Genomic DNA, 19,191 nt, shown 5'->3' on the forward strand with positions numbered 1-19,191 from the left:
AGGCGTTTCTCCTCAACTTCACAGGTAACGGATTCCGGGCGTGGCAGTGCTGATGCGCGTACCGGCACTGCCCTGGACGATGGCTTCGATGTCAGAGAGTGAACCGATCACTGCGGTTTTGCCAGTCTGGCGCGCGAACTCGCAGGCCGCTTGCACCTTGGGTCCCATGGAGCCGGCGGCGAAGCCGAGTTTTTCCATTTCGTCGGGATGGGCCTGGCCGATGGCTTTCTGGGTCGGCTTGCCGAAGTCGATAAAAGCGGCATTGACGTCGGTGGCAATCACCAGCAAATCGGCCTCCAGTTGCGAAGCCAGCAACGAAGAACACAGGTCCTTGTCGATCACCGCTTCGATGCCTTTGAGCTTGCCGTCTTCGCCGTACATCGTGGGAATGCCACCGCCGCCGGCGCAGATCACAATGACGTTTTTTTCCAGCAGCCATTTGATCGGGCGAATTTCAAAGATGCGTTTGGGGCGTGGGCTGGCGACCACACGGCGGTATTTGTCGCCATCCGGCGCGATGGCCCAGCCTTTTTCCGCGGCCAGTTTCTCGGCTTCGGCCTTGGCGTACACCGGGCCGATGGGCTTGGACGGATGCTGGAAGGCGGGGTCCTTGGCGTCCACTTCCACCTGGGTAAGCAGAGTGGCGAACGGCACTTCGAAGTCCAGCAGATTGCCCAGTTCCTGTTCGATGATGTAGCCGATCATGCCTTCGGTCTCGGCGCCCAGCACGTCCAGCGGGTAAGGCGAAACGCTGGTGTAGGCCGCCGCCTGCAACGACAGCAGGCCGACCTGCGGGCCGTTGCCGTGGGCGATTACCAGCTCATTGCCGGTGTGGATCTTGGCGATCTGTTCGGTGGCGATGCGGATATTGGCGCGTTGATTGTCCGCAGTCATGGGTTCACCCCGGCGGAGCAGGGCGTTACCGCCCAGTGCAACGACGATACGCATAATGCATTCCTTCTGAAATTCATCGTGGTGAACACAGGAACAGATATGGGAGGAGGCGAGCCCCCTCCCACATTGACTGTGTTCCGGCAGTGAGACGTTAGATATCCGCCAACGCCGACACCAGGATCGCCTTGATGGTGTGCATGCGGTTTTCTGCCTGTTCAAAGGCAATGTTGGCTGGCGACTCGAACACTTCCTCGGTCACTTCCACGCCATTGGCCAGGTTCGGATAGCGCGTGGCGATGTCCTTGCCGACCTTGGTTTCGCTGTTGTGGAACGCCGGCAGGCAGTGCATGAATTTCACGCGGGGGTTGCCCGAGGCTTTCATCATTTTGGCGTTGACCTGGTACGGCAGCAGTTGCTCGATGCGCTCGTCCCACGCTTCCACCGGCTCGCCCATGGACACCCAGATATCGGTGTGGATGAAGTCCACGCCTTTCACCGCCTCGACCGGGTCTTCGGTGATGGTGATGCGTGCGCCGCTTTCTTCGGCAAAGGCCTGGCACTGTTTGATGAAGTCTTCGTGTGGCCACAGCGCTTTCGGCGCGCCGATGCGCACGTCCATGCCCAGCTTGGCGCCGATCATCAGCAGCGAGTTGCCCATGTTGTAGCGTGCGTCGCCCAGGTAGGCGTAGCTGATATCGTGCAGCGGCTTGTCGCTGTGCTCGCGCATGGTCAGGGTGTCGGCGATCATTTGGGTCGGGTGGAATTCGGCGGTCAGGCCGTTGAACACCGGTACGCCGGCGAACTTGGCCAACTCTTCAACGATTTCCTGCTCGAAGCCGCGATACTCGATGGCATCGAACATCCGCCCGAGGACGCGGGCGGTGTCTTTCATGCTTTCCTTGTGGCCGATCTGCGACGACACGGGGTCGATGTAGGTGACGTGGGCGCCCTGGTCATGGGCCGCCACCTCGAAGGCGCAGCGGGTGCGGGTCGAGGTTTTTTCGAAGATCAGCGCGATGTTCTTGCCCTTGAGGTGCGCGCGCTCAGTGCCGGTGTATTTGGCGCGTTTGAGGTCGCGGGACAGGTCCAGCAGGTAGTGCAGTTCGCGGTTGGTGTGGTGCATCAGCGACAGCAGGCTGCGGTTGCGCATGTTGAAAGCCATGGTGGATCTCCTTAGGTTTCGGTTATCCCCTGGGGCGCAGCCGGATAAGCTGCGGCCCAGGCCTGGACATTAGTAATCGATCGGGTCGCGGATGATCGGGCAGGTCATGCAGTGGCCGCCGCCACGGCCACGGCCGAGTTCACCGGCACTGATGGTGATGACTTCCACGCCGGACTTGCGCAGCAGGGTGTTGGTGTAGGTGTTGCGGTCGTAGCCGATCACCACGCCAGGCTCCAGGGCCACGACGTTGTTGCCGTCGTCCCACTGCTCGCGCTCGGCGGCGAAGCTGTTGCCGCCGGTTTCGACCACGCGCAGGGTCTTGAGCTTGAGGGCATTGGCGACCACGTCGAGGAAGCTCGTTTCTTCACGGCGCACATCGATGCCACCGGGTTTGCTTTCGTCGGGGCGCAGGCTGAAGGCGACGATCTGGCTGACCACTTCGGGGAAGATGGTCACCAGGTCGCGGTCGCAGAAGCTGAACACCGTGTCCAGGTGCATCGCGGCGCGGGATTTGGGCAGGCCGGCGACGATCACGCGCTCGACGGCTTTGTGCTTGAACAGGTTCAGCGCCAGTTGGCCGATGGCCTGGCGCGACGAACGCTCGCCCATGCCGATCAATACCACGCCGTTGCCCAGCGGCATGACGTCACCGCCTTCGAGGGTGGCGCTGCCATGGTCCTGATCCGGGTCGCCGTACCAGACCTGGAAGTCGGCATTGGTGAACTCGGGGTGGAACTTGTAGATGGCGCTGGCCAGCAGGGTTTCCTGGCGTCGCGCCGGCCAGTACATCGGGTTGAGCGTCACGCCGCCAAAGATCCAGCAGGTGGTGTCGCGGGTGAACTGGGTGTTGGGCAGCGGCGGCAGGATAAAGCTGGAGTGGCCGAGGAAGTCGCGGAACATCTCGATGGTCTTGCCACCGAAGCTGTTGGGCAGGTCATCGGCCGACACGCCGCCGATCAGGTACTCGGCGATTTTGCGCGGCTCCAGGCTGCGCAGCCACGAGCCGACTTCGTTGACCAGGCCGAGGCCGACCTGGTTGGCGGTGATCTTGCGTTCCAGTATCCAGTCCAGGGCTTCGGGGATGGCGACGATATCGGTCAGCAGGTTGTGCATTTCCAGCACATCAATGTCCCGCTCGCGCATCTTGGTGACGAAGTCGAAATGGTCGCGCTTGGCCTGGGCCACCCACAGCACGTCGTCGAACAGCAGTTCGTCGCAATTGTTAGGGGTCAGCCGCTGGTGGGCCAAACCTGGGGAACACACCAAGACTTTGCGCAGTTTGCCGGCTTCGGAATGGACGCCGTACTTCACTTTTTCCGTGGTCATTACAGATCCTCCAGTGAACAACAGTTACATAGTCAGGAAGCCGGCGTAGAGGCCATAGGCAGCCACGAGGGCGCCAATGACCACCGCGGCGAAAATCAGCTTCTCGACGTTGGTGAAAATCGGTTTGCCCAGTTCATGCTTGGCCTTGGCGAACAGGATCGCGCCGGGGGCATAGAGCAGGGCGGACAGCAGCAGGTATTTGGTGCCGCCGGCGTAGAGCAGCCAGACCGCATAGATCAACGCGATGGCGCCGATGATCAGGTCTTTCCTGCGCTCGACCGGGTCGTTTTCATAGGTCTCGCCACGCACCGCCAGCAACAGCGCATAGGCCGCCGACCAGAGGTAAGGCACCAGGATCATCGAGGTGGCGAGGTAGATCAGCGACAGGTAGGTGCTGGCGGAAAACAGGGTGATGACCAGGAAAACCTGCACCAGCGCGTTGGTCAGCCACAGGGCGTTGGCCGGTACGTGGTTGGCGTTCTCGCGGCGCAGGAACTCCGGCATGGTGTGGTCCTTGGCGGCGGCGAACATGATCTCCGCACACAGCAGCACCCACGACAGCAGCGCGCCGAGCAAGGAAATGACCAGGCCGACGCTGATCAGCACCGCGCCCCAGTGGCCCACCACGTGCTCGAGCACGGCAGCCATCGATGGGTTCTGCAGCTTGGCCAGTTCCGGTTGGGTCATGATGCCCAGGGACAGCACGTTGACCAGCATCAGGAACAGCAGCACGGTGATAAAACCGATCACGGTGGCCTTGCCGACGTCGCTGCGTTTTTCGGCGCGGGCCGAGAAGATGCTCGCGCCTTCGATGCCGATGAACACCCACACGGTGACCAGCATCATGTTGCGCACCTGGTTCATCACGCTGCCCAGGTCGGGGTTTTTCAGGCCCCAGATGTCAGCGGTGAAGATGTCCAGCTTGAACGCGAACACGGCAATCAACACAAACAGCACCAGCGGCACCACCTTGGCGACGGTGGTCACCAAGTTGATGAACGCGGCTTCCTTGATCCCGCGCAGTACCAGGAAATGCACGGCCCAGAGCAGCACCGAAGCACCGATCACGGCAGCCGGGGTGTTGCCTTCGCCAAAGATCGGGAAGAAGTAGCCGAGGGTGCTGAACAGCAGCACGAAGTAACCGACGTTGCCCAGCCACGCACTGATCCAGTAGCCCCAGGCCGACGAGAAGCCCATGTAATCGCCGAAACCGGCCTTGGCGTAGGCATAGACGCCGCCGTCGAGATCGGGTTTGCGATTGGCCAGGGTCTGGAACACGAAGGCCAGAGTCAACATGCCGACAGCCGTAATTACCCAACCGATCAGAACGGCACCGACATCGGCACTGGCGGCCATGTTTTGCGGCAGTGAGAAGATCCCGCCACCAATCATTGAGCCGACAACCAGTGCAACCAGTGCACCGAGTCGAAGTTTTCCGGCAGATTCAGACATTGCACAACTCCAATGCAGGAAAAGAGAGACCACAGCGTAATTCCGTGGCTTAAACAAATAGCTGACTTAGATCACATCATTGCTACATTCCATTGTGAATGAATGACTTAGGCTACTAGGCCGTGGTTAATACTTTTCTTCGCAAAGGCGCTTTCCAGAGCGTTTTCTTCGGTGCGGTTAATTATTTAGTCGGCGATACGGAGGTTTGAAGCTAGTCTGTTTTCCTGAATGTGCAAACTTTGCCAAAATGCGACGATAAGTAGTCCGAAAGCGACAAAGTAGGGGGCGTATTAAAAATATAAATAAACCTAAACTTTACAAACTGTCATGCCAATGCGTTATGAGCGTGGCGGTTTTATCGCGGAGCTTAATAAGCACAACACTCGCTGAGTTAATGAGTTGAGTGAACGATTGTCATCTCAACGTGTTAGAAGTTCAGGAGTCTGCATGTCTCAACCGGTCCAGAAACTTCGACTCAGCGCCCTGATTGCCCTGGTGGTGGGGTCGATGATCGGCGGGGGGATTTTCTCCTTGCCGCAGAACATGGCCGCGCGGGCCGAGGTGGGGGCGGTATTGATCGGCTGGGCAATCACCGCCGTCGGCATGCTGACCCTGGCCTTCGTGTTCCAGACCCTGGCCAATCGCAAGCCGGAGCTGGACGCTGGGGTGTATGCCTATGCCAAGGCCGGTTTCGGCGACTACATGGGGTTCTCGGCGGCCTGGGGCTACTGGATCAGTGCGTGGATGGGCAACGTCGGTTACTTCGTGTTGCTGTTCAGCACCCTCGGTTACTTTTTTCCGGTGTTCGGCCAGGGCAATACCCCCGTGGCCATTGGCTGTGCGTCGCTGCTGCTGTGGGCCGTGCATTTCCTGGTGATGCGCGGGATCAAGGAAGCGGCGTTCATCAACCAGATCACCACCGTGGCCAAGCTCGTGCCGTTGCTGATGTTCGTGGTCATCGCCGCCGTGGCGTTCAAGGCCGATATTTTCACCCGCGACATCTGGGGCCTGGGCAACCCGCAGTTCGGCAGCGTGGTCGACCAGGTGCGCAACATGATGCTGGTGACGGTGTTTGTGTTTATCGGCATCGAGGGCGCCAGTGTCTATTCGGCGCGGGCCGAGAAGCGCTCGGACGTGGGGCGCGCCACGGTGATCGGTTTTCTTGGGGTCCTGGCGTTGCTGGTGCTGGTCAACCTGTTGTCCCTGGGGATCATGAGCCAGCCGGAATTGGCCAAGCTGCAAAATCCTTCGCTGGCGGGCGTGCTGGAACATATCGTCGGTCGCTGGGGGGCGTTGCTGATCAGCATCGGCCTCGCGGTTTCCCTGCTCGGCGCGCTGTTGTCCTGGGCGCTGCTCTGTGCAGAAATCCTCTACGCCACCGCCCACGACAAGACCATGCCGGCCTTTCTGAAAAAGGAAAACGCCAACCAGGTGCCGATCAACGCGCTGTGGCTGACCAACCTGATGATTCAGGTGTTCCTGGTCATTACGTTGTTTTCCCAGAGCACCTACACCACGCTGATTTACCTGGCTTCGTCGATGATCCTGGTGCCTTACCTGTGGTCGGCGGCCTATGCGGTGTTGTTGAGCGGGCGTGGCGAGACCTATGAGGGCGCCCATCGCCATCGCATCAAGGACTTGCTGGTGGGCTTGGTCGCGCTGAGTTATGCGGTGTGGCTGCTCTACGCCGGCGGCTTGAAATACTTGCTGCTTTCGGCGCTGCTGTATGCGCCGGGCGTGATCCTGTTCGCCCTGGCCAAGCGCGAACAGGGCCAGCCGGTGTTCACCCATGTGGAAAAAGGCATTTTCGGCTGCGTGATTGCAGGGGCCAGCCTGGCGGCGTACGGGCTGTACAGCGGCGTGTTGTCTTTGTAGGCGCGCGCTTGCTCGCGAAGCTCGTTAACGATAACGCGTGCATTCTGGATGAACGCGGTGACCTTGCGTTTTTCGCGAGCAAGCTCGCTCCTACGCGGGGTGTGGTCACCATTGGGGGCGGTGTGAGCCCAATTCCACCGCCGGCAAATCCCACTGCAAGGGCGTGCCGCTGATGTTCAGCGGCGGCAGTAGTCGATGGGCCGGACCCCAAGGGGTGTACTCTTGCACCCGGCCTTGATCCCCCGGTTCTTCAGCGCGCAATGCGGGCTGCTCGGGCACTGGCCCGGCCTCTAGCAGCAATGTGGCCGTCCGCGCCAAGGACAACCGCGCCGATCCGCCTCGGCCGGACGTCAATCGCTCGCCTAACGCGCGGATCGCACTGGCCGCCATCAAATACCCGGTCGCATGATCCAGCGCCTGCAACGGCAGCGGCAGCGGTTTATCCGCCTGTTTCCAGGCCATGCCCGCCTCAGCGATCCCGCTGCTCATCTGCACCAGGCTGTCAAACCCGCGACGATTGCGCCACGGGCCGCTCCAGCCATAGGCGTTGAGGCTGACGTCGATCAGGCCAGGGGCCAAGGCCTGCAGTTCACCGGCGGTGTAGCCCAGGTGTTCAAGGGCATCGGCGCGGTAGCCGTGGAACAGGACGTCGGCGTCCTTGAGCAGCGTTTCGAACACTCGCCGGCCTTCTGCCGCTTTCAGATCCAGGCGTGCGCAACGCTTGCCCAAGGTCATTTCCGGCACCACGCCCGGCTCGTTCCAGGTCGGCGAGTCGATGCGCAATACCTGCGCGCCCAGCCCGGCGAGAAAGCGACTGGCCACTGGGCCGGCCAGCACACGGGTCAGGTCCAGCACCTTGATGCCCGCCAGTGGGCGCGCCACCGAACCGAGCCAGGGTCTGTCGGCGGTGGTCGCATAGGTCTGGCGCTGCATCAGGTCCTCGGCGTTTACGGCCAGGCCTTGGGGATGTCGCTGCCAGGCCGGCCACGAACGCATCTGCGCGGCACAACCGCCGGCATCGACAATCGCCTGTTCCAGCTCGGCGGCGTTCCACGGGGCGACCTTGCTCTCCATCGCGGCGCGGTCGGCGACCTGGCCCACTACCCGTTCGGCAGCGGCACGGTGATGGGGGGCGTTGGTGTGCACGCGAATCCAGCCGTCGGCGCAGGCATAGTCGCCTGCCACCGGGTCCCACAGCGGCGGTATTTGCCAGCCCAGCGGACGAATCGAAGACGAGAACCAAAAGGACGCGAGGCGCCGGTCCACGCTCACACTGGGCAAGCGCCCGGTCTGTTGCAGGATCAGTTGTGCGACAGCTTGGCCGGCGGCGCCGATGCTGGCGCTGGCCAGTTCGGTCACGGCGAAGGTCGAGGGCAGGGCGCCGGCCTCGGTCGCGGTCAGCGGTGTAGGCGGTAGATCGAGTGCGGCTTGGATGGATGTCAGCAGGTCAGTCATCAACGGCCCTCCTTAAGAGAAGGGCCACTATAAGAGATCCTTACACCGGCATGACAACCCCAGGTTCCAGGGGCAGGTCGATCGTGGCGATAAAGCCGCCATCGGCATGGTTGGCCAGGATCAGGCTGCCGCCATGGCGCTCGGCTGCACGGCGTGCGATGGCCAGGCCCAGGCCATGGCCTTGTGCAGTCTGGCCGGGGGCACGGTAGAAGGGCTCGCCCAACTGGCTGAGGTGCTCGGCTTCGACACCGGGGCCGTGGTCGCGCACGCTGATCAGCATGCGTTCACCCTGGCGACGGGCCTGCAGCTCGATGGGCTGGCCCGGCGGGTTGAAACGCTGGGCATTGCGCAGCAGGTTATCCACCGCGCGTTCGATCATGGTCGGCCAGCCCTTGAGGTGCAGGTCGGGGTCGGCGGTCAGTTGCACCACCTGCTCCGGGGCGCCGAGCTGGGCGTCCTTTTGCAGGGTCTTGAGCAGTGGCGTGAGCTCGATGTCTTCAGCGCTGGCGTTGTCGGCATCGACCCGGGCCAGCACCAGGATTTCGCTGATCAGCGCTTCCAGGCGGTCGCATTCTCGGGTCAGGCGTGGCCAGAGCCTTTCACGCTCCTCGGGGCTGGCGCGTTCGGCCAGGGCCAGGGCGATGCGCAGGCGGGCCAGGGGCGAGCGCAGTTCGTGGGACACATCCCGCAGCAACTGACGCTGGCTGCCGATCAGGCTTTGCAGACGCGCGCCCATGCGGTTGAAGTCGGTGGCGAGCACGCCGAACTCATCGCGACGGTTGGCCAGGCGCGCCAGGCTGTTTTGCTGGTAAGTGGCCTGGCCGAGGTCATGCACGGCGCCACGCAGACGGCTCAACGGGCGCGTGATGGACAGCGTGACGAACAGGCTGAACAAGGTCAGCACCACCAGGGCGATGGCCAATGCGCTCAAGGGCCACGCCAGGCTGTTGCGGTGCCATTGGTCGAGTTCCGGGTGCGGAATGCGATAGATCAACAGGTAAGTGTCGCCGGTCTTCTCGCTGGTGTATTCGGCAGTCAGGCGCCGCCAGGGCAGATGACCTTCCTTGTTGTCGTTTTGCCGGGCTTCGAAGGCGGCGGCGCGGCGTGGGAATGTACCGCGCACCACCGGCTCGCCGCTTTCATTCAGCACCTGCACATCAATGTGGTACTGGCGCTTGCGCTGCTGGAGCAACTCCTGAGCGGCATCCTCGCCCTGGGATTCGTAGAGCTGCGTCCACTCTTCGGCGAGGTTATTGAGGCCGGGGTGGCGGCTGAGAATCCAGGCATCCTGGTTGAGCATGTGCCCAAGCAGGATCGACAACCCGGCAACCAGAGCGATGGCCAGCCAGAAACTGGCCAGGATGCGCCAGAACAATGAACGCACAGGAAACCCTCAAACAGGAAAAGCCCAGTGGCAGCAAGCCACTGGGCTGGGAGTGTTAACGCGCAAGCATTATTGCGCTTTTTGCGGCTGTTGCGCTTTCCAGGCCTGGAATTCCTTCCACTCGGCGCGGCGTTGTTCTTGCTTCTTGACGATTTCGTCGAATTTCTTCTGCTGGTCAGGCTTGAGCACGGCACGGATATCGGCCTGGGTTTTCTGCTTGCCGGCGGCGATTTCATCCTGCATGGCTTTCTGCTCGGCGGCCGGGAGTTTGTCCAGGTACTTTTTGACCAGCTCCTTGCGAGCTTGCCATTGGTCGCCCATCAGCTTGCCGATCTGCTGGCGCTGCTCTTTGCTCAGGTCGAGCTGGCTGAACGGGCCGCCTTTGCCGCGCGGACCGTGTTCACCGCCGTGGCCCGGGCCACCCATCATATGGCCTTCAGGGTCGCCCATCGGGCCTGGACCTTCGGGCATGGCGGCCATGGCAACGGTAGGCAGGGCAGCGGCGAACATCAGAGCGATTAGGGTCTTGCGCATGGTGATTCTCCTGTCTCTATTCCGGTGAGTCCGGATGTGAGTAGATTACGGAGATCAAGGTCAGCGGCGGTCAGGTGTGGGTAAAGCTTGGGTAAAGACGATTCCGATGAAGGCTGACAAAACTGTGTAGGCGCAAGCTCGCTCGCGAAAAACACAAAAACAACACGGAGACTCAAGCCCCCCGCGTTATCGTTGGCGCTCCAAGCTCACGCCTACACGGGAGGGTCAAAGGCTGTAGTAGTAGCCGCGGCTGCGCAACGCCACGATCCGTGGCCGGCCATCGGGGTGCGGGCCGATCTTCTTGCGCAGGTTGCTGACGTGCATGTCCAGGCTGCGATCGTAAAGGGTCAGCTTGCGGCCCAGGGCGATCTGCGCCAGTTCCTGTTTATCCAGCGGCTCACCGGGCTGGCGCAACAGGGCTTCGAGCAGGCGGCTTTCGGAGACGGTGAGGGTGAATTCCTGTTCGTCGATGCTGACCACGCCACGCACCGGGCTGAAGCACAGGTCGCCCAGTTCAAGCTGGGTGGACACGGCGGCGGGGTGGCTGCGGCGCAATACAGCGCGCAGGCGGGCAGTCAGCTCACGTGGGTCGCAGGGTTTGGCGAGGTAATCGTCGGCGCCCAGTTCAAGGCCGAGGATGCGGTCCAACGGTTCGCCGCGGGCCGAGAGCATCAGCACCGGCAGTTCCGGGTGGTCGTTGCGCAATTGCTTGAGCAACTCAAGGCCGCTGCCATCGGGCAGCATCACGTCGAGCACCACCGCCGCAGGGGCGCTGTCGGCCAAGGCTTTGCGGGCGCTCAAGCCATCGTGGCAGGCGCGCACCTGGAAGCCTTCCTGGCTCAACCAACTGGTCAGCAGCTCACAGAGCTCCTGGTCATCATCTATCAGTAACAGCTCGCTCATGACTCACTCAATTTAGCCATTGTCGACGGCGACGGTGCCCACCGCTGGCGAAGATCCCGCACAGCAAGGCGATCAGTGCGACGGCCCCGCCGGTGACAAACCACTGCTGTTGCTCGGTCAGCCATCGGGTCAAGGCGCCGCCCTGTGTCTCTTTGAGTTGCTGGGCCAGGCGTTGGTTCTCTTGGCGAAGGCGACTCAATTGGGCGCTTTCGCGGGTAGCATCCGCACTCTGCAGTTGCTTGCTCAGTTCTTCACGCTGCCGTTCGCTTTCTTTCAAGCGTTGCTGCAACTCGGTGATCTGGGCGCCGGCGCTCAAGGACAGGGGCGTGGAACTGCCGGTGCTTGAGGTTTCTTCAGCGTGGGCCGTAGCCCCGATCATTAACACTGCCAACAGACACAACTGACGTAAGCGCATCGGAACTCCTGATTCCACACGAATATTCAGAACGTTGTCGGCAGGTTACCGGGAATAATGAGCCATTAGGAGTGCGCCGAACGTAATAGGTTCGGCGCGACCCCGATCAAGGCAGGACTTGCTTGAACGGTTTGATCACCACATCCGCGTAGACACCGGCTGCTACATACGGGTCGGCCTTGGCCCAGGCCTGCGCATCGGCCAGGGAAGCGAACTCGGCGACGATCAGGCTGCCGGTGAATCCGGCGTCGCCCGGGTCGTTGCTGTCGATCGCCGGGTGCGGGCCGGCCAGGACCATGCGGCCTTCGGCTTGCAGCATTTTCAGGCGCTCGACGTGGGCCGGGCGCGCGGACAGGCGTTTTTCCAGGGAGTTGGCAACATCGGTGGCAATGATGGCGTAGAGCATGTCAGTCCTCGGTTTTCGGCGTGGTAGGGTCGGTGTCATGCAGGTGACGCGACAGGTAGATGCCCTGGCCGACCAGGAACAGTACGGTCATGCCCAGGCTGCCGAAGACCTTGAAGTCGACCCAGTAGTTCTGGAAGGTAAAGGCCACGAACAGGTTGGCCGCGCCGCAGAACAGGAAAAACACGATCCAGGCCACGTTCAAACGTGTCCAGACCGGTTCCGGCAGGGTCAGTGCGTGGCCCATGATCCGCTTGATCAGCAGGCGGTCACCGATGAAGTGACTGCCGATGAACGCCAGGGCGAACAGCCAGTTCACCACTGGTGCTTTCCATTTAAGGAAGGTTTCGCTGTGAAACGCCAGCGTCAGGCTGCCGAACACCAGGCAGGCGACCAGGGTCAGCCATTGGCTTTTTTCCAGTTTGCGCTGGGAGATGAAGATGGCCCCGTAGACCACCACGGAGCTGATGATCAGCACGGCGGTGGCGCTGTAGATGCCGCCGAAGGTCAGTTCATGGCCGGCGAGATCGATGACCCTGGGGTCGAGTTTGTAAACGATGAAAAACAGCAACAGCGGGATGAAGTCGATGAATTGTTTCACAGTAAGAGCCAGAAGCTGGATGTGGCGGCATAATAACAAACATCCTTGGTAGCGAAAGCGCCACCTGACTTGAGGTTACACACTTCCGTGAATGTTGATTTGCACTGCCACAGCACGGCCTCCGATGGCGCCCTGGCGCCCGCGGTTCTGGTTGCGCGTGCGTTTGAAAAAGGCGTGCGAGTCCTTTCCTTGACCGACCACGACACCCTCGAAGGCCTCGACGAAGCCCGCGAAGCCGCCCAGGCCCTGGGTATGCAACTGGTCAACGGCGTGGAATTGTCCTGCACCTGGGGCGGCGCCACCATTCATGTGCTCGGTTACGGGTTCGATCAAAACGCCACGCCGCTGGTGGAGGCTGTTGCCCAATTGCGCGATGGCCGCTGGCTGCGCTCCGAAGAAATAGGCCGCAAGCTCAGTCTTAAAGGCATGCCCAACGCCCTCGACGGTGCCCGCGCCATTCAGCAGGAACTGGGCGACAGCGGCAACGCGCCGGCCCGACCGCACTTCGCCGACTGGATGGTGCGTGAAGGGTTTGTCAAAGACCGCGCCGAAGCCTTTCGCAAATGGCTGGGGGCCGGCAAGTTGGGCGACGTCAAGCAACATTGGCCGACCCTGGAAGACACCGTCGAGACCCTGCGGGCCTCCGGGGCCTGGGTCAGCCTGGCGCATCCCTGGCATTACGATTTCACCCGCAGCAAGCGTCGCAAGTTGATTGGCGACTATATTGGAGCGGGCGGCCACGCGATCGAGGTGGTCAACGGGCATCAACCCGCTGAACAGGTCGGCAGCCTGGCGATCCTTGCCCGCGAATTCGGTCTGCTGGTCAGTGCCGGCAGTGACTTTCATGGCCCAGGCGGCTGGTCCGAGATCGGCGAGTATCGCCCGGTCCCGGAAGACTTGCCGCTCTTGTGGGGGCGATTCAAGCATGACCCCATTATTGCCACCGTCTGAACAGGTAGAGCACGTGAGTCAATTCTTCCAGATTCATCCGGAAAACCCCCAGCCGCGCCTGATCAAACAGGCCGTGGAGATCATTCGTGCCGGTGGCGTGGTGATCTATCCGACTGATTCGTCCTACGCCATCGGTTGTCAGATCGGTGACAAGAGCGCGGTCGAGCGTGTCAGACGTCTGCGTCAGTTCGACGACAAGCACAACTTCGCGCTGATCTGCAGCGATTTATCCCAACTGGGGCTGTTCGCCAAGGTCGACACCGGCACGTTCCGCCTGCTCAAGGCCCACACGCCTGGGCCCTACACCTTTATTCTCAACGCCACCCGCGAAGTGCCGCGCCTGCTGCTGCACCCGAAGAAGCGCACCATCGGCCTGCGCGTGCCGGAACATCCGATCGCGCTGGCACTGCTGGCCGAGTTGGGCGAGCCGCTGATGAGCGTGTCGCTGATCATGCCCGGCGCCACCGAACCGCTGGAAGATCCCTACGAAATGCGCCAACTGCTGGAAAAACACGTCGACCTGATCATCGACGGCGGTTTCGGCGGTGGCAAGGCGTCCACCGTGATCAACCTGGCTGATGGCGAGCCCGAGGTGATCCGTGTCGGTTGCGGTGACCCCGCGCCGTTTATGGCCGAGGCCTGAGTGTCGGCCGTGGAAACCGTCGACAGCCAGGCCGGCGCCCAGCAGGAACTGCCGTTTGCCATGGTGTATGGCCAGGCGGTCATGGAAATGCCCCTGGACCTGTACATCCCGCCGGACGCGCTGGAGGTGTTCCTTGATGCCTTCGAAGGCCCGCTGGACTTGCTGCTGTACCTGATCCGCAAGCAGAACATCAACATCCTCGACATCCCGGTGGCGGAAATCACCCGTCAGTACATGGGGTATGTCGAGTTGATGCAGTCGGTGCGCCTGGAACTGGCCGCCGAATACCTGGTGATGGCCGCGATGCTCGCCGAGATCAAGTCGCGCATGCTGCTGCCGCGCTCGGAGACGGTCGAAGCCGAAGAGGATGACCCGCGCGCCGAACTGATCCGCCGCCTGCAGGAATATGAACGCTTCAAGGCCGCCGCCGAAGGTATCGACGGCTTGAGCCGCGTGGGCCGCGATGTGGTGGTGCCCAAGCTCGACGCCCCGGAGGCGCGGGCGCGCAAGCTGTTGCCGGACGTGAGCCTGGAAGAATTGCTGATGTCCATGGCCGAGGTGCTGCGCCGTGGCGATATGTTTGAACACCACCAGGTCAGCCGCGAGGCGTTGTCCACTCGTGAGCGCATGAGCGATGTGCTCGAACGTCTCAAGGGCGGCGGGTTCGTGCCCTTTGTCGAGCTGTTCACCGCCGAAGAAGGGCGCCTGGGGGTGGTGGTGACTTTTATGGCGATCCTCGAGCTGGTCAAGGAGTCCTTGGTCGAGCTGGTGCAGAATGAGCCTTTTGCGGCTATCCACGTGCGGGCGCGAGCCGAATAACGAGCTGAATCGATGAATCTGACTGAACCCCGCGAACTGGCCCCTTTGCTGGAGGCCTTTCTCCTGGCCTCGGGTAAACCGCAATCCCTGGAGCGCCTGTTCGAACTTTTTGAAGAAGCCGAACGTCCCGAACCGCCGGTGTTCAAGAAGGCGTTGGAGATTTTGCGCAAATCCTGCGATGGCCGTGCCTTTGAGCTGCGCGAAGTGGCGTCGGGTTATCGCCTGCAGATCCGTGAGAAGTTTTCCCCGTGGGTCGGCCGCTTGTGGGAGGAACGCCCACAGCGTTATTCCCGGGCGATGCTGGAGACCATGGCGCTGATCGCCTATCGCCAACCGATCACCCGCGGCGAAATCGAGGATGTGCGCGGCGTGGCGGTCAACAGCCATATCGTCAAGACCTTGCTGGAGCGCGAGTGGATCCGCATCGTCGGCTACCGCGACGTGCCCGGCAAACCGGCGATGTTCGCCACCACCAAGGTGTTTCTCGACCACTTCAACCTGAAGAACCTCGACGACCTGCCTCCGTTGGCCGAACTGCGCGAGATGGAAGCCGATCCGGTGCTCGACTTCGACGACGCGCCGGTCCCGGCGAGCCTGCAGGAACTGGCCGACGCCAGCGCCGAACCGGAAGAGCCGAAGGACGAAACCAGTTTCCACACCCTGTTGTTGGAGCTGGACGATATGGAGCAGGGGATCAAGACCGACTTCGACGACTTGCTGCGTGACGGTGTGGCCGAGCCTGACGCCCAGGTGAGCGTTGAAGCCGAGCCAGAGCGCGAAGCGGAACCCGAGGAAGACATCCTCGGCGTCGCCGAAGCCCGCGAAAAACTCCTGGCCGCCGTCGCCGCTCTCGAACAGCCGCCCCTGAGCGACGAAGAAGACGAAGCCCGCGCCCTGGCCGAAGCCATCGAGGCCGAGCGGCACCAGCTCGACGACTGACGCCCACCTTGGAGCGAGCTCCAGGATGGTGGAACCGGTCGGCGGAAAAACCGATGACGGGGTGGTTATCGACTAGTCTCTGGTGCGCAACGCGCGTCATGCGCGTATGATTCGCGACCCTTTGCCGACCTATTCGGCCAAAGCCCCGCTTTCAACACTCTTCAGGCCACGCCTGAATCGACCCACCGGGAGGTGCTTAAGATGAACGACAAAGACCAGAACGACAGCCAGGAAATCGGCCCAGCAGGCGAAAAGCTGCAAAAGGTGCTGGCGCGTATCGGCGTGGGCTCGCGCCGCGACGTCGAAGCCTGGATCACCCAGAAGCGCATCAAGGTCAACGGCGTCGAGGCCACCCTTGGCCAGCGCGTCGACCTGCACGATGCAATCACCATTGATGGCAAGGTCATCAAGCGTGAAGAGGCTGCCGAATCGGTACGCCGCGTGATCATGTACAACAAGCCCGATGGCGAGATCTGCACCCGTGACGACCCGGAAGGCCGTCCGACCGTGTTCGACAAGATGCCCAAGCCGAAAGAGGGCCGCTGGATCAACATCGGCCGCCTCGACATCAACACCACCGGCTTGCTGATGTTCACCACCGACGGTGAATTAGCCAACCGCCTGATGCACCCGTCCTACGAGATGGACCGCGAATACGCCGTGCGTGTGCGTGGCGAAGTCGACGACGAGATGATCGAGCGTCTCAAGGCCGGCGTGGTGCTGGAAGACGGCCCGGCCAAGTTCACCGACATCAAACAGGCGCCCGGTGGCGAAGGTTTCAACCACTGGTACCACTGCGTGGTGATGGAAGGCCGCAACCGTGAAGTGCGTCGCCTGTGGGAATCCCAGGGCCTGGTGGTCAGCCGCCTCAAGCGCGTGCGTTTCGGTCCGGTGTTCTTGAACTCCGATCTGCCGATGGGCCGCTGGCGCGAAATGAGCCAGTACGAAGTCGACGTCCTCAGCGCCGAAGTCGGCCTGACGCCGGTGGCGATGCCGCAGATGAACGCCAAGAGCAAAGACAAGCTCGATCGCATGCAGCGTAAATCCTCGCGTCCGGTGGCCCGCACCGAACGTGTGGCGCGTACCCTGCGTCCGGCGCTGAATGCGCCGGCTACCGGCGGGCGTATCTCCCGTGAGCCGCAGATCGAAGGCGAGCGTCGCCCGACCGCGCCATCGCGTCAGGAAGGCGAGCGTGCGCCACGTGCACCGCGCCCTGCTGGCCGTGGTGAAGCGCCGACGGGTGGCCGCGGTAACCGCGGTGAAGCCGGTCGCGGCGCGGGCGACCGCCCAGCCGACAGCGCCAACACCAAGCGCCCAGCCAAGCCTGAGCCGAAAAAGCGTCCAGGCCTGAAGCTGGTGGCGGACGAGCCGTCGGGCAAGCGCCGTGGCGCACCGGCCGGTTCCGGCCAGCGTCCTGGTTTCGGTCGTAAGAAGCCGCAGTGATGTAAGGGCTGTACAAAAACGCCAACCCCCCCCCGGGTTGGCGTTTTTTTTCGGCCGGCTATTGTGTGCGCACAAGTCTTTCACGCCATCATGGGTATCTGGTCCTGTTTTTTAACGCGGTTTTTCCTGCAGATAACCGCTGTAACGCCGATTTTCCATGCTGTAACGAATGATTTACGAATAAGTCGCGGTACTGTTGGGTAATTTGCCGCCGTAAGGAATACCTGACAGATCGTCGCATCCACGTTTGGAGGGCGGCCCCAAGCTGTCGAGCGGTGTACAATGCGCCGCGTTTTACTGTGACCCCCTTTGCGTAACCGCGCGAAAGGCCAAGACCTCAGGGTTTACCCACCCTGATCATTCCGCCCGGCCACGAGCCGGACGGGTTCGATTTCGTCACAGATAAAAACAAACAGGTGACGCATGACCGTTAGAAAGACGCTGTACTCCTGGTGCCTGCGCCGGGGTTTGAGCGGCGCTGCTTGAGTCGGTAATTCAAGGCAGCAACCTGCAGTCAACATCCTCAAACCTTGCGTGAGACCCTTTTCATGAGTGGACCCCATTCCTCTTCAGGCGAGCTGAAACGCGGCCTGAAAAATCGGCATATCCAGTTGATCGCCCTCGGTGGCGCCATCGGTACCGGCCTGTTTCTGGGCTCGGCCGGCGTGCTCAAATCCGCTGGCCCGTCGATGATCCTGGGCTATGCCATCTGCGGCTTCATTGCGTTCTTGATCATGCGCCAGCTCGGCGAAATGATCGTCGAAGAACCGGTCGCTGGCTCCTTCAGCCACTTTGCCCACAAGTATTGGGGCGGTTTCGCCGGCTTCCTGTCGGGCTGGAACTGCTGGATTCTGTACATCCTGGTGGGGATGTCGGAGCTGACCGCCGTCGGCAAATACGTGCACTACTGGTGGCCGGAGATCCCGACCTGGGTGTCGGCGGCGGCGTTCTTCGTGCTGATCAACCTGATCAACCTGGCCAACGTCAAAGTCTTCGGAGAAGCCGAGTTCTGGTTCGCGATTATCAAGGTGGTGGCCATCGTCGGCATGATCGCCCTGGGCAGCTACCTGTTGGTAAGCGGCAGCGGTGGCCCACAGGCGTCGGTGAGCAACCTGTGGGACCACGGCGGTTTCTTCCCCCACGGTGTGGGCGGGTTGGTGATGGCCATGGCGATCATCATGTTTTCCTTCGGCGGCCTGGAAATGCTCGGCTTCACCGCCGCCGAAGCCGACCAGCCACGCACGGTGATCCCCAAGGCGATCAACCAGGTGATCTACCGCATCCTGATTTTCTACATCGGCGCCTTGGTGGTGCTGTTATCGCTGACGCCCTGGGACAGCCTGCTGGAGACCCTCAACGCGTCCGGCGATGCCTACAGCGGCAGCCCGTTCGTGCAGGTGTTCTCGATGTTGGGTAGCAACACCGCTGCGCATATCCTCAACTTCGTGGTGCTGACGGCGGCGCTGTCGGTGTACAACAGCGGCACCTACTGTAACAGTCGCATGCTGCTGGGCATGGCCGAGCAGGGCGATGCACCCAGGGTGTTGGCCAAGATCGACAAACGCGGCGTGCCCGTGCGGTCCATCCTCGCTTCGGCGGCGATCACCCTGGTGGCCGTGTTGTTGAACTATCTGATCCCGCAACATGCGCTGGAACTGCTGATGTCCCTGGTGGTGGCCACGCTGGTGATCAACTGGGCGATGATCAGCTTTTCCCACTTCAAATTCCGCCAACACATGGACTGCACCGGGCAGGTGCCGCTGTTCAAGGCGCTGTGGTACCCGTACGGCAACTATGTGTGCCTGGCGTTCGTGGTGTTTATCCTGGTGATCATGCTGATGATTCCGGGGATCCAGGTGTCGGTGTCTGCGATTCCGGTGTGGGTGGCGTTCATGGCGGTGTGTTACTGGATCAAGAACAAACGTAAGGCACAGGCGACCCGGAGCGTTTTGGAGTAAGACGTTACCCCGAACCCGAAAAAACCGGCGCCTT

General features: G+C 61.7%; 18 protein-coding genes. 7 read left to right on the forward strand and 11 right to left on the reverse strand.

The genetic code is table 11. The features are described 5' to 3' along the window. Window positions 1-18: 18 nt before the first annotated feature. The 4 genes from arcC to arcD (ACLH0J_RS10605) all read right to left on the reverse strand — a co-directional run bounded on the left by arcC (window position 19) and on the right by arcD (ACLH0J_RS10605) (window position 4,834). Entirely contained in the window at window positions 19-948 is a 930-nt protein-coding gene (gene arcC / locus ACLH0J_RS10590) for a carbamate kinase (protein WP_010566169.1), read from the reverse strand. A 97-nt stretch (window positions 949-1,045) separates the two neighbouring features. Then, entirely contained in the window at window positions 1,046-2,056 is a 1,011-nt protein-coding gene (locus ACLH0J_RS10595) for an ornithine carbamoyltransferase (RefSeq protein WP_411391932.1), read from the reverse strand. A gap of 69 nt (window positions 2,057-2,125) precedes the next feature. Beyond that, complete coding sequence (gene arcA / locus ACLH0J_RS10600; protein ID WP_411391933.1) at window positions 2,126-3,382, reverse strand: arginine deiminase; 1,257 nt, start codon at window positions 3,380-3,382, stop codon at window positions 2,126-2,128. A gap of 24 nt (window positions 3,383-3,406) precedes the next feature. Then, complete coding sequence (gene arcD / locus ACLH0J_RS10605) at window positions 3,407-4,834, reverse strand: arginine-ornithine antiporter (RefSeq protein WP_411391934.1); 1,428 nt, start codon at window positions 4,832-4,834, stop codon at window positions 3,407-3,409. A gap of 447 nt (window positions 4,835-5,281) precedes the next feature. Here arcD (ACLH0J_RS10605) and arcD (ACLH0J_RS10610) point away from each other — a divergent pair, with 447 nt between their 5' ends. Beyond that, a complete protein-coding gene (arcD, locus tag ACLH0J_RS10610; RefSeq protein ID WP_411391935.1) occupies window positions 5,282-6,709 on the forward strand; it encodes an arginine-ornithine antiporter in 1,428 nt (475 codons plus the stop codon). A gap of 105 nt (window positions 6,710-6,814) precedes the next feature. On the opposite strand, the gene ACLH0J_RS10615 is transcribed toward arcD (ACLH0J_RS10610), so the two are convergent. From ACLH0J_RS10615 to ACLH0J_RS10645, 7 genes are all read right to left on the reverse strand, one after another. Then, the gene (locus ACLH0J_RS10615; RefSeq protein WP_411391936.1) at window positions 6,815-8,164 is read right to left on the reverse strand and encodes a CoA transferase; all 1,350 of its coding nucleotides are present in this window, start codon (window positions 8,162-8,164) and stop codon (window positions 6,815-6,817) included. A 40-nt stretch (window positions 8,165-8,204) separates the two neighbouring features. Further along, window positions 8,205-9,548, reverse strand: a complete 1,344-nt coding sequence (locus tag ACLH0J_RS10620) for a sensor histidine kinase (RefSeq protein ID WP_411391937.1) — start codon at window positions 9,546-9,548, stop codon at window positions 8,205-8,207. Window positions 9,549-9,617: 69 nt separating this feature from the next. Further along, window positions 9,618-10,082, reverse strand: coding sequence for a Spy/CpxP family protein refolding chaperone (locus ACLH0J_RS10625; protein WP_411391938.1), 465 nt, complete (start codon window positions 10,080-10,082; stop codon window positions 9,618-9,620). Window positions 10,083-10,307: 225 nt separating this feature from the next. Continuing rightward, window positions 10,308-10,985, reverse strand: a complete 678-nt coding sequence (locus tag ACLH0J_RS10630) for a response regulator transcription factor (protein ID WP_028617724.1) — start codon at window positions 10,983-10,985, stop codon at window positions 10,308-10,310. Between the two features lie 7 nt (window positions 10,986-10,992). Further along, window positions 10,993-11,400: a translation initiation factor 2 gene (locus ACLH0J_RS10635; protein WP_411391939.1), complete on the reverse strand. Its 408-nt coding sequence runs from the start codon at window positions 11,398-11,400 to the stop codon at window positions 10,993-10,995. A 106-nt stretch (window positions 11,401-11,506) separates the two neighbouring features. Beyond that, window positions 11,507-11,806: a YciI family protein gene (locus tag ACLH0J_RS10640; RefSeq protein WP_411391940.1), complete on the reverse strand. Its 300-nt coding sequence runs from the start codon at window positions 11,804-11,806 to the stop codon at window positions 11,507-11,509. Between the two features lies 1 nt (window position 11,807). Continuing rightward, window positions 11,808-12,404 (reverse strand): septation protein A, encoded by a 597-nt coding sequence (locus ACLH0J_RS10645; RefSeq protein WP_411391941.1) that lies wholly within the window; start codon window positions 12,402-12,404, stop codon window positions 11,808-11,810. 87 nt (window positions 12,405-12,491) lie between these two features. Between ACLH0J_RS10645 and ACLH0J_RS10650 the strand changes: the two genes are divergently transcribed. The 6 genes from ACLH0J_RS10650 (at window position 12,492) to ACLH0J_RS10675 (ending at window position 19,157) form a co-directional block, all read left to right on the forward strand. Next, window positions 12,492-13,355, forward strand: coding sequence for a PHP domain-containing protein (locus ACLH0J_RS10650; protein ID WP_411391942.1), 864 nt, complete (start codon window positions 12,492-12,494; stop codon window positions 13,353-13,355). Between the two features lie 13 nt (window positions 13,356-13,368). Continuing rightward, a complete protein-coding gene (locus ACLH0J_RS10655; protein ID WP_411392803.1) occupies window positions 13,369-13,998 on the forward strand; it encodes an L-threonylcarbamoyladenylate synthase in 630 nt (209 codons plus the stop codon). Between the two features lie 120 nt (window positions 13,999-14,118). Next, window positions 14,119-14,817 (forward strand): segregation and condensation protein A, encoded by a 699-nt coding sequence (locus ACLH0J_RS10660; protein WP_173390412.1) that lies wholly within the window; start codon window positions 14,119-14,121, stop codon window positions 14,815-14,817. A gap of 12 nt (window positions 14,818-14,829) precedes the next feature. Continuing rightward, complete coding sequence (gene scpB / locus ACLH0J_RS10665) at window positions 14,830-15,756, forward strand: SMC-Scp complex subunit ScpB (protein ID WP_411391943.1); 927 nt, start codon at window positions 14,830-14,832, stop codon at window positions 15,754-15,756. A gap of 201 nt (window positions 15,757-15,957) precedes the next feature. Next, complete coding sequence (rluB, locus tag ACLH0J_RS10670; RefSeq protein WP_411391944.1) at window positions 15,958-17,199, forward strand: 23S rRNA pseudouridine(2605) synthase RluB; 1,242 nt, start codon at window positions 15,958-15,960, stop codon at window positions 17,197-17,199. A 548-nt stretch (window positions 17,200-17,747) separates the two neighbouring features. Next, window positions 17,748-19,157, forward strand: coding sequence for an amino acid permease (locus ACLH0J_RS10675; protein ID WP_411391945.1), 1,410 nt, complete (start codon window positions 17,748-17,750; stop codon window positions 19,155-19,157). The last annotated feature ends 34 nt before the right edge of the window (window positions 19,158-19,191 follow it).

It is taken from the genome of Pseudomonas sp. MPB23 (assembly GCF_046605395.1).
Lineage (GTDB): Bacteria > Pseudomonadota > Gammaproteobacteria > Pseudomonadales > Pseudomonadaceae > Aquipseudomonas.

What these genes read in the sequence shown, in the direction of transcription:
- arcC (WP_010566169.1), bottom strand. Translation starts at nt 948, where the DNA reads ATGCGTATCGTCGTTGCACTGGGCGGTAACGCCCTGCTCCGCCGGGGT.
- ACLH0J_RS10595 (WP_411391932.1), bottom strand. Translation starts at nt 2,056, where the DNA reads ATGGCTTTCAACATGCGCAACCGCAGCCTGCTGTCGCTGATGCACCAC.
- arcA (WP_411391933.1), bottom strand. Translation starts at nt 3,382, where the DNA reads ATGACCACGGAAAAAGTGAAGTACGGCGTCCATTCCGAAGCCGGCAAA.
- arcD (WP_411391934.1), bottom strand. Translation starts at nt 4,834, where the DNA reads ATGTCTGAATCTGCCGGAAAACTTCGACTCGGTGCACTGGTTGCACTG.
- arcD (WP_411391935.1), top strand. Translation starts at nt 5,282, where the DNA reads ATGTCTCAACCGGTCCAGAAACTTCGACTCAGCGCCCTGATTGCCCTG.
- ACLH0J_RS10615 (WP_411391936.1), bottom strand. Translation starts at nt 8,164, where the DNA reads ATGACTGACCTGCTGACATCCATCCAAGCCGCACTCGATCTACCGCCT.
- ACLH0J_RS10625 (WP_411391938.1), bottom strand. Translation starts at nt 10,082, where the DNA reads ATGCGCAAGACCCTAATCGCTCTGATGTTCGCCGCTGCCCTGCCTACC.
- ACLH0J_RS10630 (WP_028617724.1), bottom strand. Translation starts at nt 10,985, where the DNA reads ATGAGCGAGCTGTTACTGATAGATGATGACCAGGAGCTCTGTGAGCTG.
- ACLH0J_RS10635 (WP_411391939.1), bottom strand. Translation starts at nt 11,400, where the DNA reads ATGCGCTTACGTCAGTTGTGTCTGTTGGCAGTGTTAATGATCGGGGCT.
- ACLH0J_RS10640 (WP_411391940.1), bottom strand. Translation starts at nt 11,806, where the DNA reads ATGCTCTACGCCATCATTGCCACCGATGTTGCCAACTCCCTGGAAAAA.
- scpB (WP_411391943.1), top strand. Translation starts at nt 14,830, where the DNA reads ATGAATCTGACTGAACCCCGCGAACTGGCCCCTTTGCTGGAGGCCTTT.
- rluB (WP_411391944.1), top strand. Translation starts at nt 15,958, where the DNA reads ATGAACGACAAAGACCAGAACGACAGCCAGGAAATCGGCCCAGCAGGC.
- ACLH0J_RS10675 (WP_411391945.1), top strand. Translation starts at nt 17,748, where the DNA reads ATGAGTGGACCCCATTCCTCTTCAGGCGAGCTGAAACGCGGCCTGAAA.